The following is a 15,527-nucleotide window of genomic DNA, read 5'->3' as shown; positions in this document are numbered from 1 at the left end:
ACTTTAATCCATATTAAATACAATGCTGCTCAGCTTAAGTGAGCGGCATTGCATAAGTAATTAGATGCGGAAGAGACAGAGCAAGAAATGAGTTTGACGAACTGGTTTAAGAACTTGACGCCCTCATCCCGACCTTCTCCCCCTGGAGAAGGGGAAAGTCAAAACCACTCGATCTTGTCCCCTCTCCCGGCGGGAGAGGGTTAGGGTGAGGGCGAAGGCGCTCTGAACTACCGAATTTCCCCGTTCTCATCCTGATCAACAGCAAAACACGCTACCAACTGACCACCATACTCTTTAAGCTGCGGTTGCAACTGCGTGCATGGTCCGAAGCGGCGACGGCAGCGGGCATTGAACGCGCAACCTGGCGGTGGGTTCAGCGGGCTTGGCAGCTCGCCTGTCAGCTTGATACGCTCGCGACGGTCATCCGGGTTCAGGCGTGGAGTTGCAGACAATAACGCCTGGGTGTACGGGTGGCGCGGGTTAGAGAAAATCTGGTCTTTCGTCCCTTTCTCTACGCAGCGGCCCAAATACATCACCATCACTTCGTCGGCAATGTGTTCTACCACGGATAAATCGTGGGAGATGAACACGTACGACAGCCCCATCTCCTGCTGCAAATCCATCATCAAGTTCAGCACCTGCGCACGTACGGAAACGTCCAGCGCAGATACCGGTTCATCGGCGATCACTACGTCCGGGTCGAGCATCAAACCACGGGCGATGGCGATACGCTGCCGCTGACCGCCGGAGAACATATGCGGATAGCGGTCGTAATGTTCGGTTTTCAGGCCGACTTTCGCCATCATCGCCAGCGCTTTTTCACGGCGCTCAGCTTTGCTCAGACTGGTGTTGATTTGCAGTGGCTCTTCCAGAATTTGTCCCACTTTTTTACGTGGGTTCAGGGAGCCGTACGGGTTCTGGAACACGATCTGGATTTTCTGACGACGCAGCTTTTCAGAGGTTTCGTCAGGTTTGAGCAGATCCTGGCCCTGGTAGTAAAGCTCACCACCGGTCGGGATTTCGATCATGGTCAGCAGGCGGCCCAGCGTGGATTTACCACAGCCCGACTCGCCCACCACTGCCAGTGTTTTGCCACGTTCAAGTTCAAACGAAACGCCGTCCAGCGCTTTCACCAGGCGTTCCTGGCCGAAAATGCCTTTCTTCACCGGGTAGTGTTTTTTCAGGTCGATGGCCTGCAACAGAGGTTGCGCAGTGGCCTTATCGGTACTCATAGGGTTGGCCTCCCGGCATCATCGAGTGGGAAGTGGCATTTGGACTGACGCCCGTTGTCCACCATGTTCAGTTCTGGTTCTTCAGTGCGACATTTATCCGTCGCATACGGGCAACGCGGGTTGAGCAGGCAGCCGGCCGGGCGGTCATACTTGCCCGGAACCACGCCAGGCAGCGAGGCCAGACGCGCTTTGTCCTGCGCAAATTCCGGCAGCGCGCGCAGCAATGCCTGAGTGTACGGGTGGCGCGGAGCACGGAAGATGTCGTGCGATGCCCCGGTTTCCACCACTTGCCCAGCGTACATCACGATGATCTTGTGTGCCGCCTCAGCCACCAGCGCGAGGTCATGGGTGATAAGGATCAGCGCCATGTTCTCTTTTTGCTGAAGCTCCAGTAACAGCTCAATGATTTGCGCCTGGATGGTTACATCCAGCGCGGTAGTCGGTTCATCAGCAATCAGCAGCTTAGGACGACAGGCAATCGCCATGGCGATCATCACACGCTGGCTCATACCACCGGAAAGCTGGTGTGGATAAACATCCAGACGCGAGGCCGCATCGGGAATGCCGACCAGGTTCAACAGGTCGATGGCACGCTGAACACGGGTTTTCTTATTGCCGCCCTGATGCACCTTGATCGCCTCCATAATCTGGAAACCGACGGTGTAACACGGGTTGAGGCTGGTCATCGGGTCCTGGAAGATCATCGCCACTTCGGCACCGACCAGGTTACGACGTTCCTTCTCGGAAATCTTTTGCAGATCCTGGCCGTTAAACTCCAGTTTCTCCGCCATCACGCGGCCTGGGTAATCAATCAGCCCCATAATCGCCAGCGAGCTGACCGATTTACCGGAACCGGATTCCCCAACAATACCCACCACTTCGCCTTGATTTACGCTATAGCTCACGCGGTCTACGGCACGGAACGGTGTCTTTTCGTCGCCGAAATGCACCGATAATTTATTTACATTCAATAACGCCATCTCGTGCCTCTCTACTGCTTGAGTTTAGGATCGAGCGCGTCACGCAGCCCGTCACCCATCAGGTTAAATGCCAGCACCGTCAGCAGGATTGCGACACCAGGGAAGGTGACAACCCACCAGGCACTTTGGGCGAACTGCAACACGTCGGAGAGCATCGTGCCCCACTCCGGTGTTGGCGGTTGCGCACCCATGCCGAGGAAGCCGAGAGCGGCCATATCGAGAATGGCGTTAGAGAAGCCAAGAGAAGCCTGCACGATAAGCGGTGCGAGGCAGTTCGGTAGAATGTTGATGAACATCTGGCGCATAGAGCTCGCGCCTGCAACGCGAGAAGCGGTCACGTAGTCGCGATTTACTTCCACCAGCACCGCACCACGCGTCAGTCGCACATAGTGCGGCAGCGCAACAAAGGTTAGTGCCAGCGAGGCGTTAACTATCGATGGACCAAATATCGCGACCAATACCAGAGCCAGAAGCAGGCTTGGCAGCGCCAGCATGATGTCGACGACACGCATGATGATGTTGTCGATAAGGCCGCCAAAGTAGCCTGCGACCAGGCCGAGCACCACGCCCATTATCAGCGACAGTACCACCACCAGACAGCCAACCAACAACGACAGACGCGCGCCGTACATCAGGCGAGCCATGATATCGCGGCCGACGTCATCCGTACCGAGCAGGAACTGCCAGCTACCGCCTTCCTGCCAGACAGGTGGGTGCAGCAATGAGTCACGGAACTGTTCAGCCGGGCCGTGTGGGGCCAGGACGTTAGCGAAGATGGCGATCAGGATCATGACGGTGACATACACCAGACCAACGACCGCCCCTTTATTTTTTTTGAAGTAGAACCAGAATTCCTGGAACGGCGTCATGGGGACGGGTGCCGCTACCACTTTGTTATCAATTATTTGCGTCATGATAGACCCTTATTTCTTATGGCGTATACGCGGGTTCACCACGCCGTACAGGAGGTCGACGATCAGGTTGACGAGGATAATCATCGTCGCCACCAGCAATACGCCGCCCTGTACTACCGGGTAGTCACGACGTTGTAATGCATCAATCAACCAGCGGCCAAGGCCCGGCCAGGAGAAGATGGTTTCCGTCAGAATCGCACCTGCCAGCAATGTTCCCACCTGCAAGCCGATAACGGTGACAACCGGCAGCATGGCGTTACGCAGAGCGTGCACGACGATGACGCGCATACGGGTCAACCCCTTGGCGCGAGCAGTACGGATGTAATCTTCGCCCAACACTTCCAACATGGACGAGCGGGTCATACGCACGATAACCGCCAGTGGGATGGTACCGAGTACCACGGCTGGCAATATCATATGCATCACGGCATCGATGAAGTCACCAGATTCACCCCATATCGCGGTGTCGATAAGCATAAATCCGGTGAGCGGCAAGGTGTCATCGAGGAATACCGTATCGCTGACGCGCCCGGAGACTGGCGTGAGGTTCCAGTAGACGGAAACCAGCATGATTAACATCATGCCCCACCAGAAAATAGGCATTGAGTAGCCTGTCAGCGCCAGGCCAACAGAGGTGTGGTCGAATATGGAACCACGTTTAACGGCTGCCAAAACGCCAACCGGAATCCCCACGGCAACGGCGAAAAGCATGGCGCAGACACCGAGTTCCATCGTCGCTTTAAAGCGCGGTACGAACTCGTCCCAAACAGGAAGACGGCTTTTTAACGAAATGCCCAAATCACCGTGCATCACACCCCATATGTAATGGATGTATTGCTGCCACATGGGTTTGTCGAGACCGAGTTCGGCCAACAACTGAGCATGACGTTCAGGAGAGATACCGCGCTCACCGGCCATAATCATTACCGGGTCACCGGGAATCATGTGCACGAAAGCGAAGGTAAGAAGGGTAATACCGATAAACGTGGGGATAACGAGTCCCAAACGTCGGAGGATGAACTGCAACATATCCCGGATTCTCTGTAATGACGAAAAGTCTGGTCACTTTCCGTCTGTATTGCTCACAAATAATTTCCGCAAAGCTGGGAGGGAAGTCGGGTTGGCGATGTGTCGCCCTCACCCTAACTCTCTCCCCCAGGAGAGGGAAAAAAACCCCTCGGACTCCGCCCTCTCCTTTGGAAGAGGGTCGGGTGAGGGGTTATCAGCCAGTATTATTCGACCGAAACGTTCTCGAAGTGGTGTTTGCCCAATGGGTCAACCACGTAACCTTTCACTTCTTTGCGCACTGGCTCGTATACCGTGGAGTGAGCAATGATCAGCGCCGGAGCCTGGTCATGCATCACGACCTGAGCTTGCTTGTACAGCTCGATACGCTTGTTGTGATCGTCTGTTGCACGCGCAGGCTGAATCAGGTCTTCAAACGGCTTGTAGCACCAGCGAGAGTAGTTAGACCCGTCTTTCGCCGCATTACAGCTAAACAGAGTCGCGAAGAAGTTGTCCGGATCCCCATTGTCGCCGGTCCAGCCCATCATCACAGCCTGATGCTCACCTGCTTTAGCACGTTTGAGGTACTCGCCCCACTCGTAGGTGACGATCTTGGCCGTCACGCCCACTTTCGCCCAGTCAGCCTGAATCATCTCAGCCATACGGCGAGCGTTCGGGTTGTACGGACGTTGTACTGGCATTGCCCACAGATCAACGGTGAAGCCGTCAGCGTGGCCGGATTCTTTCAGCAGCGCTTTCGCTTTCTCAGGATCGTAGGTGTAGTCTTTCACGTCATCGTTGTAGCCCCACATGGTTGGTGGGATCAGGTTTTTAGCCGCAGTGCCTGCGCCCTGATAAACCGCTTTGATGATCGCATCTTTGTTTACCGCGTAAGTCAGCGCCTGACGCACTTTCGCGTCATCAAACGGTTTCTTCTCGGTGTTGAAGGACAGATAACCCACGTTCAGGCCAGCCTGTTCCATCAAACTAATGCTCTTATCTTCTTTCATACGAGCGATATCAGCCGGGTTCGGGTATGGCATAACCTGGCACTCGTTTTTCTGCAGTTTCGCGTAACGCACAGAAGCATCTGGAGTGATAGAGAACACCAGACGGTCGATCTGCGGCTTAGTACCCCAGTAGCCTGGGAACGCTTTGTACAGAATGCGGGAGTCTTTCTGGTATTGCAGCAGCTGGAACGGACCGGTACCGATTGGGTTCAGGTCAGTTTTTTCCGGCGTGCCAGCTTTCATCATGTTGTCGGCATATTCTTTAGACAGAATAGACGCGAAGTCCATGGCAAGGTCGGCAAGGAATGGAGCTTCCGGGCGCGCCAGCACGAACTGAACGGTCTTATCGTCCACTTTCTTGATTTCGCTGATCAGGTCAGGCAAGCCCATGCCTTCAAAGTATTCGTAGCTGCCGCCAGAGACTTTATGGTACGGGTTGTTTGCATTTTTCTGGCGATCAAAGGAGAACACAACGTCGTCAGCATTTAAGTCACGCGTTGGTTTGAAATCTTTGTTGTCCTGCCACTTCACGCCCTGGCGAAGATGGAAGGTGTAAGTTTTACCGTCCTCACTCACTTCCCACTTTTCAGCAAGACCAGGAATGATTTCAGTGGTGCCGATTTTGAACTCAACCAGACGGTTATAAATTGGCACTGAGCTGGCATCGTACGTAGTACCAGAGGTGAACAGCTGAGGGTTAAAACCTTCTGGGGAACCTTCTGAGCAATAAACCAGGGTTTTTGCCTGAACGCTAGCTGCTACGGTCAGTGCCACCAGGCTCAGACCAAATTTCAGCATCCCTGACTTCTTCAAGGAAAGACTCATTCTTCTGCTCCGTTGTGATGTTCCCTTCATCTTTCTTGTCGAAGCTTTGTAGGCTGCCTTGACTAACACCGTCACTTACCCAAGTAAGCTCCGATGTTTTGTTCAATTGCCGTCACACTGCAACAAGAAATCTATTGGGACATATGTCGTGTTGTTTTTATCCGTTAGACCTTTGTTATATGAGTGCGGTCTGTTCGGCGTGCCCGGAGGCGATGGTGAGGCCAGGGTTTCCCTTCGTCAGGCTAGCTGTGTGGTAGTGCGGACTGTCCATAATTTGCCCCTCACGCCCTACAATCTGTCAATAGATGAGTAAAACGTCAATATAGGTAACGGGGATTTACAACCGAGGTGAGAAACAGCGAACAAAGTTAAAAAAAAGCCAGTCACTCTATTTCCAGCAGGGAAATTTATGCTACGGCTATGTTTCTAGAATATTACACTGCTTAAAAGACGAGCTACAGCCGTATTCAGTTGTGTCTATTTTGTAAAATTTCTTGCCGAATGCTGATTATCTGAACGATATGTTTTGTGATCCATATCTCCTACAGCGAATCATGCTGGGTTGAAACATAAGCATCGGGGTAAAAAACCACTATTTTCCATAACAAAATACGATGGAAAATGTCACAAAATCGTCCTCCCGAGGAGGATACAACGTAAACAGAAGGGTAAAGCCATTTTGAGCCACCAAACAGGCCGTTCTACTCTATTCAGGAAGAGAGCGTTTAAATTGAACCAATAAAAAGAACGCTAATTTTAAGTGCTATTGGAATAAAAATAATAAAACGTAAAATCTATTATTCTCTCGCGATTATTATTCAGGCCGATAAAGAGACAGAAATAGTGAGCAAAGTAACGTTGCTTATAGCGAAGGTGAAAAGGCCCAAATTGGCGGTATCACTGAATGGATGGTTAAGGGCTCTGCGGGAAGAGTAATCCAGGCCTATAACAGAGTTGTCAGCAGTTTTAATGATTTGAGCCAGGAAGGAGATTCTCATCCTCTTCAAATTTCAGACGAAAAAAAACCTGCTTTAAAAAGCAGGTTTTTCGAATTTGGTCGGCGAGAGAGGATTCGAACCTCCGACCCACTGGTCCCAAACCAGTTGCGCTACCAAGCTGCGCTACTCGCCGAATGCGGAGCGCATCTTACTGCGCACCGTTTTAGCCGTCAATCCCTGATACTTAAAATTATGTCCGTTTGATTCAATTTCCAGCATATGTGGCGAAAAAGTTACTGTGCGGCCTTCTGCGGTACATGACACCAGTTGTTATTCTGGTTAATACCGCCGTCTGGCGACGTGTAACCCAGACAACCCAAAATCGTGTCATACAGCTCGACATGACGGCGCGGCACTTTCATTTTCGCCTGTTCCTGCATGTGTTCAAACTCACGCGCGCGATCCGGGTTTTCCAGATATTTATCTGAAGCCCAAACTAACAACGGAACACGGAATTGCTCAGGCGGTGCCATTTTACGTGGCGTACCATGCAAATGCTTTTTCTCATCAATCGATTCACCATGATCCGAGGCGTAGAAAATAATCGCCCGCTTATCACGCAACTGGGAAATCACACTATCCAGCACCGTATCGGTATAGAGCACGGAGTTATCGAATGCGTTAATCAACTGCTCTTTACTGCACTCTGAATCAATACTGACGCACTCAGGAGTCCATTTAGCGAAGCTGCGCGGATAGCGTTGCACGTAAGAGAAGTGCGAACCTTTGGTGTGCAGCACAATCAGATGCTTGCCATCTGGATGCTTATCAACCGAACGCTTCATCTCCTCAACCAGCAACATATCGTCGACTTGTTTGCCACTGTTACGCGGCTCAGCAGCGATTTGCTCACGATAAGAGAAGTTATCTGCCATGGTATTGCCGTAGAACCACACTTCACTTTGCATCGCAAACAGCTCGGAGCTAAAACCCAGTTGCTTGAGTACGGCAAACACGTTTTGTTCTTTTAATGTCCGTTGCGGGTTGTCTTCCGCTCCACCTTCACGCACAAACATGCAGCGCAGCGAAAGTTTGGTTGCGGTATCACAGGATTCCCCACGGAAAGAGACGAGGTTTTTCTCTTTGGCGAGTTTTGGCGTGGTATCACGGCCATAACCTAAAATCCCCATATGATCCCAGCGCGTCGTTTCGCCAATCACAAACACGACATAGGTATCATCCAGCTCTTTTGGCGCGACATAGGTGAACTTGGTCGCGGGATTCATCAATGAGTTGTTATCTGTCGATTCATCGGCCTGAGCCCAGGCAAAAAGACCTAAAGCGGAAACCCAGTTAGACGGCAGATAGGAGTTAGCGACCACACCGCCATAGCTTGGCATATCAACGGTCGAGCGTTTCTCAGAACGGTTTTGTTGTTTATCGAGTAAACGCAAAGGCGCCCAGACCATCAACCCTGCCAGCAGCACAATAGCCACATTCTTGATGCGCTGGCCTGGTGTTTTTAACTGATGAAGCAAGGTGTCGCGGGTATTACTTCCCCAAATTAACGCCAGCGGGATAACGCTGACCAAAATCATCCACATCACAAACTGATAGCCGACGATCTCTTTAGAAAGGTCGATATCGGTGGTCATTACCGACGCAATGATCCCGTAGCCAATAACAACGTTGAGTAACGTCATGTAGTAGCTTGCAGCGACAGAGACCACCACAATCACTGATGCGAGAATTCGCCAAACCGTGCGGCCAAATAGCGACAACAGACGGAGTAAGAAGAAAGTGACCAGCACGCATGCAGCGACTTCAGCCAACATAGAAAATGCTTTAAAGCCGCTAAATTCCCGAATGAATCCTTCAAAACGATGATAAAAAACCGAAAGGTTTAAAAATAGTCCGATGTATACCGCTAACAGGAAGCACAGCTTCTGCTGGGTCATCGATTTAACGTAATTCATGCAGTTGTCCGAAGAAGTAGTGCAAAAGAAGAAATGTCATAAGCATCACTCAGACTCTCTTTAACTTGTAAAATTCTGAGTAATGAAAAAATAAAGTCCGAATCAGGACGATTCTTAGCCAATTTTTTGTGCGAATTAGTAGAGCATAGGGTGGAGAAAAAGTATCGACATAAATCGCGATTCGATATGTTGTTTACATATCTCTAGCCTGATTTACCTTTTTAAAAGGCATAACAAAAACCAGGCGTCACAACCGGGTTGTGGGGCACATAAGCCAAAACGGGTGATGCGGAGGGGAAATCATGTTGTCACTGGAAGAACGCGCACGCCGATATGCCGCTAAGGCACATGCAGCTTGCGATCAACGCCGCAAATATACACTTGAGCCATACATTGTTCATCCCGCCGCCGTGGTGGAACTGGTCAGAAGCGTATCGCTGGTTGAGGAGATGCTTGCTGCGGCCTGGCTACACGATACGGTAGAGGACACCGGCAGCACGATTGTCGATATTCAGGAACACTTTGGGCCAGACGTCGCGATGCTTGTTGCTATGGTGACAAACCCCGAACAGCACCCCGGCACCAACCGCATGACGCGTAAACGCGCCCATTTCCTGCATACCGCCAATGCCAGCGGCGAAGCGCAAACCATTAAAATTGCGGACATCATTGATAACACGCGTGAAATTTTACGCTATGACCCGAATTTTGCTCGAGTCTATTTGATTGAAAAACGGATTCAGTTGGCAGGGTTGGAGCGAGGGAATGAGCAGTTAAGGATTCAGGCAGAAAGTATTATCGAACAAGGGATTTCACAATTAATGATGCCGCCGTATAACGTCCCGGCGGCATGGTTTGCGGCATTAATGGCTCGCTATCAAGCGTGAGCTTCTTGCAAGACTTCTCGTGCTGGCTGGCGGATAGTCGTGGAAATTGCCAGGGACAAAATCAGCAGCGCGAAGATGACACAGAAGGTGACATAGAAGCCGCCGAACACAGAGGCGATAATCGAACCACAGATGCTGCCGATACCGAAGCCCAGGTAAATCACACCGTAGTTTTTAGTCAGGTTATTCAGACCAAAGAACTCACTGACCAGTGATGGATAAACGGTGATGGTGCCGCCGAAGTTAAAGGCCACACAAGCGATCGCGGCAAAGAAAGTCGCTTCGTTGAGTGGGGCGAACAACAGTGCCGCCATACCGACTAAAGAGATAACCTGGCCGATAGTGATAACGCGGATTCGGGCAATTTTATCAGACAAAATACCCAGAACTAAACGACCACTCAGGTTAGCAATGGCGATAACAGTCACCGCGTTCGCCGCAGCTTCAGCAGTCAAATGCACCATACCCTGCGCGATATCTTTCGCTACACCAATTACATACAAACCACTCATGCAGGCTGTCAGGAACATAATTGCCAGCATCCAGTACTGTGGCTGACGCATAGACTCTGCCAGGGTGTAATCTTTTTCCGCCACGCCGTTCTCTGTTTTCACTTCCTGCAATGGCGCATCTTTCATCAGCATTGAACCGAAAAGAATCATCACCATCGCCAGGCCACCCCAAATCATGAAGGTGCTTTCCAGGCCTACAGTCGCCAGCAAATGCGTGTCGATGTATTTAAAACCTAAGCTACCAAGGCCGTAAGAACCAATGGCAAATGCGGAAATCAGGCCTTTACGCTCCGGGAACCACTTCACGCAGTTGGAGAGCGTTAACAGGTAACCTGCGCCATCTGCCAGGCCCACCAGCACACCGGCGCTCAGCCATAACATCAGCAGGTTATCGGAGTGAGCGGTCAGGAAGAAGCCAACACCCAACAGCACACCTGCAGCCATCGTCACGTTACGCACACCGAAACGTTCCTGCAGTTTGCCAGCGACTGAGGAAGAGATCGCAAGGCCGAGGCTTAACAAACCAAAGGAGAACGCGACCTGGCTGATTGGCTCACCCAGTTTTTGCGACAACGCGCTATTGAACAGACTCCAGGTGTAAACGGAACCCAGTGCAAACTGAGTAATGATGGTGCCGATTAGCGTTAACCAGCGTGTACGGTTGTAGTTGGCATTATTCATGGCAGATGTCCGCAAAATTTAAGAGAAATCTTCTGCCGCTAAGAGTAACGAAGTGCATTTTATTCCAGGAGAAAAAGGCATGAGATGCACTCAGAGCGGAATGAAATGCCACTGAAAGGGAATGAATGGCCTGGACGTGAGATTAATTTTTTGAACGGTTAGTGATTACTATCGCTATAAATAGCGTAAATGCTGATAATTAAATGTTAAATATACCAGCTCAAGGTTAAATCAATGATCAGAATCGTGCGCTGACGCCAACGTTATATATATAGGCCTCGCCCGTGGTTGCCCCTTCAGCTTGTGACATCGAAGCAAACGCGGCCATATTTTTACCGATGGGCATATCCGCCCCGACGGTGACATCAATCCAGTTGCTATCCTGACCCGACGCAACATTCGCCCTCAGCCCTGACTGGGCTTTCCACAAGTTATCACCGTACTGATGGTTGTAACTGACCTGTGCCCACGGATGCAGGTAGCCAAGTGACGAATCCAGGCGCCAGCCCACGGTAGAGACGCTGGCATGCCAAAGTTGGTCGTTAAACCCAGACCCAACAACCGAATCACCGTACTCGTTATAAATCCCGGTCGATGAACCGTCCCAGCGGTACTTAGCTGTCGGCCCCGTGGTGATATTTCCAGGCAAATTGATATTCCAGCCGATACCCAAAAGTGAGTTATCAGCGTTAACGCTATCGTTACCAGAAACGACCGATAGCCCCTCCTGGTTTTGGGAGGTAAAAGAAGAATTAATCCGTTCAGCAAGAATATCGTTATAACTTGGTTGATGACTGCTGTCCCAGGTATAACGATCCTGTGTTTCGCCCGGTGCGTCCTCAACAACATATTCTTGTTGCCAGGCAAAGACATTCGTAGCATAGGAGAGAGAACATAAAGCCAGCACCGTAGTGAGAGTGACACGGTGACCACTGTGTATATTTATTATCATTAAAGCGACTCCAGGAAAGAGCCAAATCCGGCGATATTTTTTGTGTTTTTGGCGGGCTTGCGGATAGCCCAAAAATAATTCAAGGTGCATCGAGGCGGCAAGAGAGCGAATCCCGATGAGCTTACATAAGTAAGTGATTCGGGTGAGCAAACGTAGCCAACAAAGAGGCGACTTGAAGTATGCAAGGGATAGCCCTGAATTAACTATTGTCTCTATATCTGGCACGTCAAGTTGGCACGAGAAATTTCATCAAAGGAGAAACGTATGTTGCGTTGTGGATGGGTATCCCAGGATCCGCTTTATATGGAATATCACGATAAAGAATGGGGCGTGCCGGTAACCGATGGACAACACCTTTTCGAGATGATCTGCCTTGAAGGACAGCAGGCCGGTTTGTCATGGATTACCGTGTTGAAAAAGCGCGAAAACTATCGTCGTTGCTTTAAAAATTTCGATCCGCAAGCGGTGGCATTACTGCAGCCAGAGGATGTCGATCTGTTGGTTCAGGACGCAGGCATCATCCGCCATCGCGGAAAAATAGAAGCCATTATCAATAACGCGAAAGCCTACCTGGCGATGGAAGCGAACGGCGAGAAATTCCCTGAGTTTGTCTGGTCGTTTGTCGACAATCAGGCGCAAGTGACGCAAGCCGCCACGCTTGCTGAAATCCCAACCACCACACCCGCTTCTGACGCGCTCTCCAAAGCACTGAAAAAGCGTGGCTTCAAATTTGTAGGCTCGACGATTTGCTACTCATTTATGCAGGCCTGTGGTCTGGTTAACGACCATGTGACGAGCTGTTTCTGCCACCCAGATAACCTGAAATGATTCGCCGCCTGAAACCGGATGAAATGGATGAGCTGATCGAGATTTGGCTTGCCAGCACCATTCAGGCACATCCGTTTATCCGCGAGCGTTACTGGCATGAAAGTGAGTCCATCGTACGAAAAGTTTATATTCCACAGTCTGCCACCTGGGTTTATATCGAAAATGGCAAAATAGTGGGATTTATCAGCGTGCTGGACTCACACTTTATTGGTGCGCTGTTTGTAAGTGAACCGTTTATCGGTAAAGGGATTGGACAGGCGTTGATGGCACACGTCAAAACGCACTATTCCGCACTGAGTCTTGAGGTTTACCAGAAAAATCATCGGGCTGTGCATTTTTATCATCACCAGGGCTTTCGCATTGAAGAAAGCGCCTGGCAAAATGAAACGCACCACCCGACGTGGATTATGAGCTGGCAGGAGGGAGAAACGCTGTGACTTCCGGTGCTGGGCCGAGATATTTTTCGGCCCACACCAGCGATGAATTCGCGGCACAGCCATTGGCCAGCCGCGAAGTCGGTATATCCAGCGTCAGCACGTTTACCGCACCGTTTTTACACAATTTCCGGTCATCTAAATCCGGCCATGCCCCCTGATGAATACAGACCACGCCCGGCTTGATGCCATCCGTGACTAACGCCCCAACCAACACCTGCCCACGCGCATTCCAGACACGCACCAAATCCCCATCGGCGATGCCACGTTCTGCGGCATCTTTGGGATGCAGTGTTAACGGCTCACGTCCGGCAATAGCGTATTTCTCGCGTAATGCCGCATAGTTCAGTTGGCTGTGCAAACGGTGCGCCGGGTGCGACGAAAGCAGTTGGAGCTGGCCGGGCTCAGCATTGCCCTGCCATTCATCCGGAGCAAGCCAGGTCGGGTGTGCTGGACAGTCAGCATAAGCAAAACTGGCGATGCGCTCGGAAAAAATTTCAATTTTGCCGCTCGGGGTTTTTAACGGGTTAGCCTGTGGATCCTCGCGGAAATCAGCAAAGCGAATGAAAGCGGCATTCTTCTCACTTTCTGGCATTTCTATCAGTTGGTTAGCATCCCAGAACTGTTGGAAATCAGGTAACTCTACCTGCTGAGCGGCCCCACGCTTACGCGCGATTTCATAGAACTCTTCCAGCCATTGCAGCTCGGTTTTCCCTTCCGTGAAACGTGTTGCGCCCTCTTCTTCCCACAATGCGCTGAGTTGCGCAAAAACATCAAAATCATTACGTGCTTCACCCTGCGGTGAAATGACCTGCTTCATTGGCACCAGATGCTGGTTGCTGTAATCGCCAGTCATCGTCAAATCATTGCGTTCAAAGGATGTGGTGATCGGCAGGACAATATCCGCGTGTTTCGCCGCAGCCGTCCAGAAGCACTCGGAAATGACCACCAGCTCCGGCTTCTGCCAGGCGTTAATCAGACGGTTAGTGTCCTGATGATGGGTGAAATTGGCACCGCCCGCCCACCACAGCATTCGAATATCCGGGAAGGTTTTTTGCAGCCCATTATGCTGATACTCGCCGCCTGGGTTTTCCAGCGCTTCGACGATGCGCGCCACCGGGATTTTTTCCACGGCATCAATACCGTTTTTCACCGAGCCTTGCAGGGATCCCAGTACCGCAGCGCGACGTGTCGGATTACCGCCGTTCGCAAAGTGATATGAAAGCCCAAATCCGCCGCCTGGCGTACCAATCTGTCCAAGCATTGCCGCCAGTGTGACCAGCATCCAGTGTTTTTGCTCGCCGTACTGCTGACGCTGCATTCCCCAGCCCGCCATCAACATGGTGCGTTTTTCACTAAATAACCGTGCCAGATAGTCGATGGTTTGTGCCGGTACGCCGCAAATCTCAGCCGCCCAATGCGCTGTTTTTGGCTGGCCGTCAGATTCGCCCAACAGATAAGCCGCAAATTTGTCATAACCGTGCGTGCACCGCGCAAGGAATTGCGTATCGTGCCAGCCATTGATCACCAACGTATGGGCGATACCCAGCATCAGCGCCACATCAGTGCCCATATTCGGCGCAATCCACTGTGCTTTTTCACCGAGGAAATCCACCGTTTCCGATCGCATCGGATCGATGGTGATCACCGTTTTGCCGCTGTCTCTCAGTTGTTCGAAATACTTCACGCCCTGCTCATCGCTGGCATTCCACGCAATCTTTAGCGTGTTCAGTGGGTTAGCACTCCACAACACCACGACATCACTATGTTCCAGCACTAAAGGCCAGCTCGTTTGCTGCTGGTAAACTTCATTGGAGCCCACCACGTACGGCATGATGACCTGCGCCGCACCGGTAGAATAATCGCCAAGATGACCGGTATATCCGCCCGCCAGACTCATATAACGTTGCAATAACGTCGCCGCTTTGTGCAGCACACCATTGGAGCGCCAGCCGTAGGAACCAGCAAAAATCGAGGCTGCGCCATAACTCTCGCGAATACGTTGATGTTGCTGGTGAATGAGTTGCAACGCTTCATCCCAGCTAATCCGTACATAGTCGTCCTCACCACGCACACCTTGCGGCGCGTCAGGTGATGCCAGAAATCCTTTGCGAGCCATCGGGAATTGCACGCGAGCCTTGCTGTGAACCTGGTCAGGAACAGCGCTCTGCAATGAATTCTCATGCCCGGTTTCCAGTGCGCCCGTCGAGCTGATCACGCGTACCCCGTCGGTTTCGACGAGCATAGGACCCCAGTGTGCGGCTGTTAGAATTTTTTTATTTGATGAAGATGCACTAGCCAATTCGGGCTCCCCTGTTTGCAGGTGGCGGTCTATTGACCACTCAATATTTTA

Annotated in this window: 12 protein-coding genes and 1 tRNA gene; 3 read left to right on the top strand and 10 right to left on the bottom strand. The window is 51.3% G+C overall.

Annotation, left to right across the window (positions count from 1 at the left end):
• Positions 1 to 227 precede the first annotated feature (227 nt).
• The 7 genes from dppF to eptB form a co-directional block, all read right to left on the bottom strand.
• A complete protein-coding gene (gene dppF / locus OH773_RS00210; protein ID WP_270141935.1) occupies positions 228 to 1,232 on the bottom strand; it encodes a dipeptide ABC transporter ATP-binding subunit DppF in 1,005 nt (334 codons plus the stop codon).
• A complete protein-coding gene (dppD, locus tag OH773_RS00205; RefSeq protein WP_270141933.1) occupies positions 1,229 to 2,212 on the bottom strand; it encodes a dipeptide ABC transporter ATP-binding protein in 984 nt (327 codons plus the stop codon). The genes dppF and dppD overlap by 4 nt, the downstream gene beginning before the upstream one ends.
• Before the next feature lie 11 nt (positions 2,213 to 2,223).
• Positions 2,224 to 3,126: a dipeptide ABC transporter permease DppC gene (gene dppC, locus OH773_RS00200; protein WP_270141931.1), complete on the bottom strand. Its 903-nt coding sequence runs from the start codon at positions 3,124 to 3,126 to the stop codon at positions 2,224 to 2,226.
• 9 nt (positions 3,127 to 3,135) lie between these two features.
• A complete protein-coding gene (dppB, locus tag OH773_RS00195; RefSeq protein WP_270141929.1) occupies positions 3,136 to 4,155 on the bottom strand; it encodes a dipeptide ABC transporter permease DppB in 1,020 nt (339 codons plus the stop codon).
• A 203-nt stretch (positions 4,156 to 4,358) separates the two neighbouring features.
• A complete protein-coding gene (gene dppA / locus OH773_RS00190; protein WP_270141927.1) occupies positions 4,359 to 5,966 on the bottom strand; it encodes a dipeptide ABC transporter periplasmic-binding protein DppA in 1,608 nt (535 codons plus the stop codon).
• 1,054 nt (positions 5,967 to 7,020) lie between these two features.
• Positions 7,021 to 7,097: transfer RNA gene (locus OH773_RS00185), tRNA-Pro, on the bottom strand.
• 100 nt (positions 7,098 to 7,197) lie between these two features.
• Positions 7,198 to 8,880, bottom strand: coding sequence for a kdo(2)-lipid A phosphoethanolamine 7''-transferase (gene eptB, locus OH773_RS00180; RefSeq protein WP_270141925.1), 1,683 nt, complete (start codon positions 8,878 to 8,880; stop codon positions 7,198 to 7,200).
• A 302-nt stretch (positions 8,881 to 9,182) separates the two neighbouring features.
• Here eptB and OH773_RS00175 point away from each other — a divergent pair, with 302 nt between their 5' ends.
• The gene (locus OH773_RS00175) at positions 9,183 to 9,767 is read left to right on the top strand and encodes an HD domain-containing protein (protein ID WP_270141923.1); all 585 of its coding nucleotides are present in this window, start codon (positions 9,183 to 9,185) and stop codon (positions 9,765 to 9,767) included.
• Here the strand turns inward: OH773_RS00175 and OH773_RS00170 are convergent.
• Positions 9,758 to 10,960: an L-lactate MFS transporter gene (locus OH773_RS00170; protein ID WP_270141921.1), complete on the bottom strand. Its 1,203-nt coding sequence runs from the start codon at positions 10,958 to 10,960 to the stop codon at positions 9,758 to 9,760. The genes OH773_RS00175 and OH773_RS00170 overlap by 10 nt on opposite strands.
• Positions 10,961 to 11,198: 238 nt before the next feature.
• Complete coding sequence (locus OH773_RS00165; RefSeq protein WP_270141919.1) at positions 11,199 to 11,912, bottom strand: autotransporter domain-containing protein; 714 nt, start codon at positions 11,910 to 11,912, stop codon at positions 11,199 to 11,201.
• Between the two features lie 264 nt (positions 11,913 to 12,176).
• Here OH773_RS00165 and tag point away from each other — a divergent pair, with 264 nt between their 5' ends.
• Complete coding sequence (tag, locus tag OH773_RS00160) at positions 12,177 to 12,740, top strand: DNA-3-methyladenine glycosylase I (RefSeq protein WP_270141917.1); 564 nt, start codon at positions 12,177 to 12,179, stop codon at positions 12,738 to 12,740.
• Positions 12,737 to 13,177, top strand: a complete 441-nt coding sequence (locus tag OH773_RS00155; protein ID WP_270141914.1) for an N-acetyltransferase — start codon at positions 12,737 to 12,739, stop codon at positions 13,175 to 13,177. Before tag ends, OH773_RS00155 begins: the two co-directional genes overlap by 4 nt.
• On the opposite strand, the gene OH773_RS00150 is transcribed toward OH773_RS00155, so the two are convergent.
• Positions 13,146 to 15,419: a molybdopterin guanine dinucleotide-containing S/N-oxide reductase gene (locus OH773_RS00150; RefSeq protein ID WP_270141912.1), complete on the bottom strand. Its 2,274-nt coding sequence runs from the start codon at positions 15,417 to 15,419 to the stop codon at positions 13,146 to 13,148. The genes OH773_RS00155 and OH773_RS00150 overlap by 32 nt on opposite strands.
• Positions 15,420 to 15,527: the final 108 nt, after the last annotated feature.

Origin of the sequence: Buttiauxella sp. WJP83 (assembly GCF_027594725.1) — a bacterium.
Lineage (GTDB): Bacteria > Pseudomonadota > Gammaproteobacteria > Enterobacterales > Enterobacteriaceae > Buttiauxella > Buttiauxella selenatireducens.
Note: the sequence above shows the minus strand (reverse complement) of the source record. Positions and strands in the feature narration are given on the sequence as shown.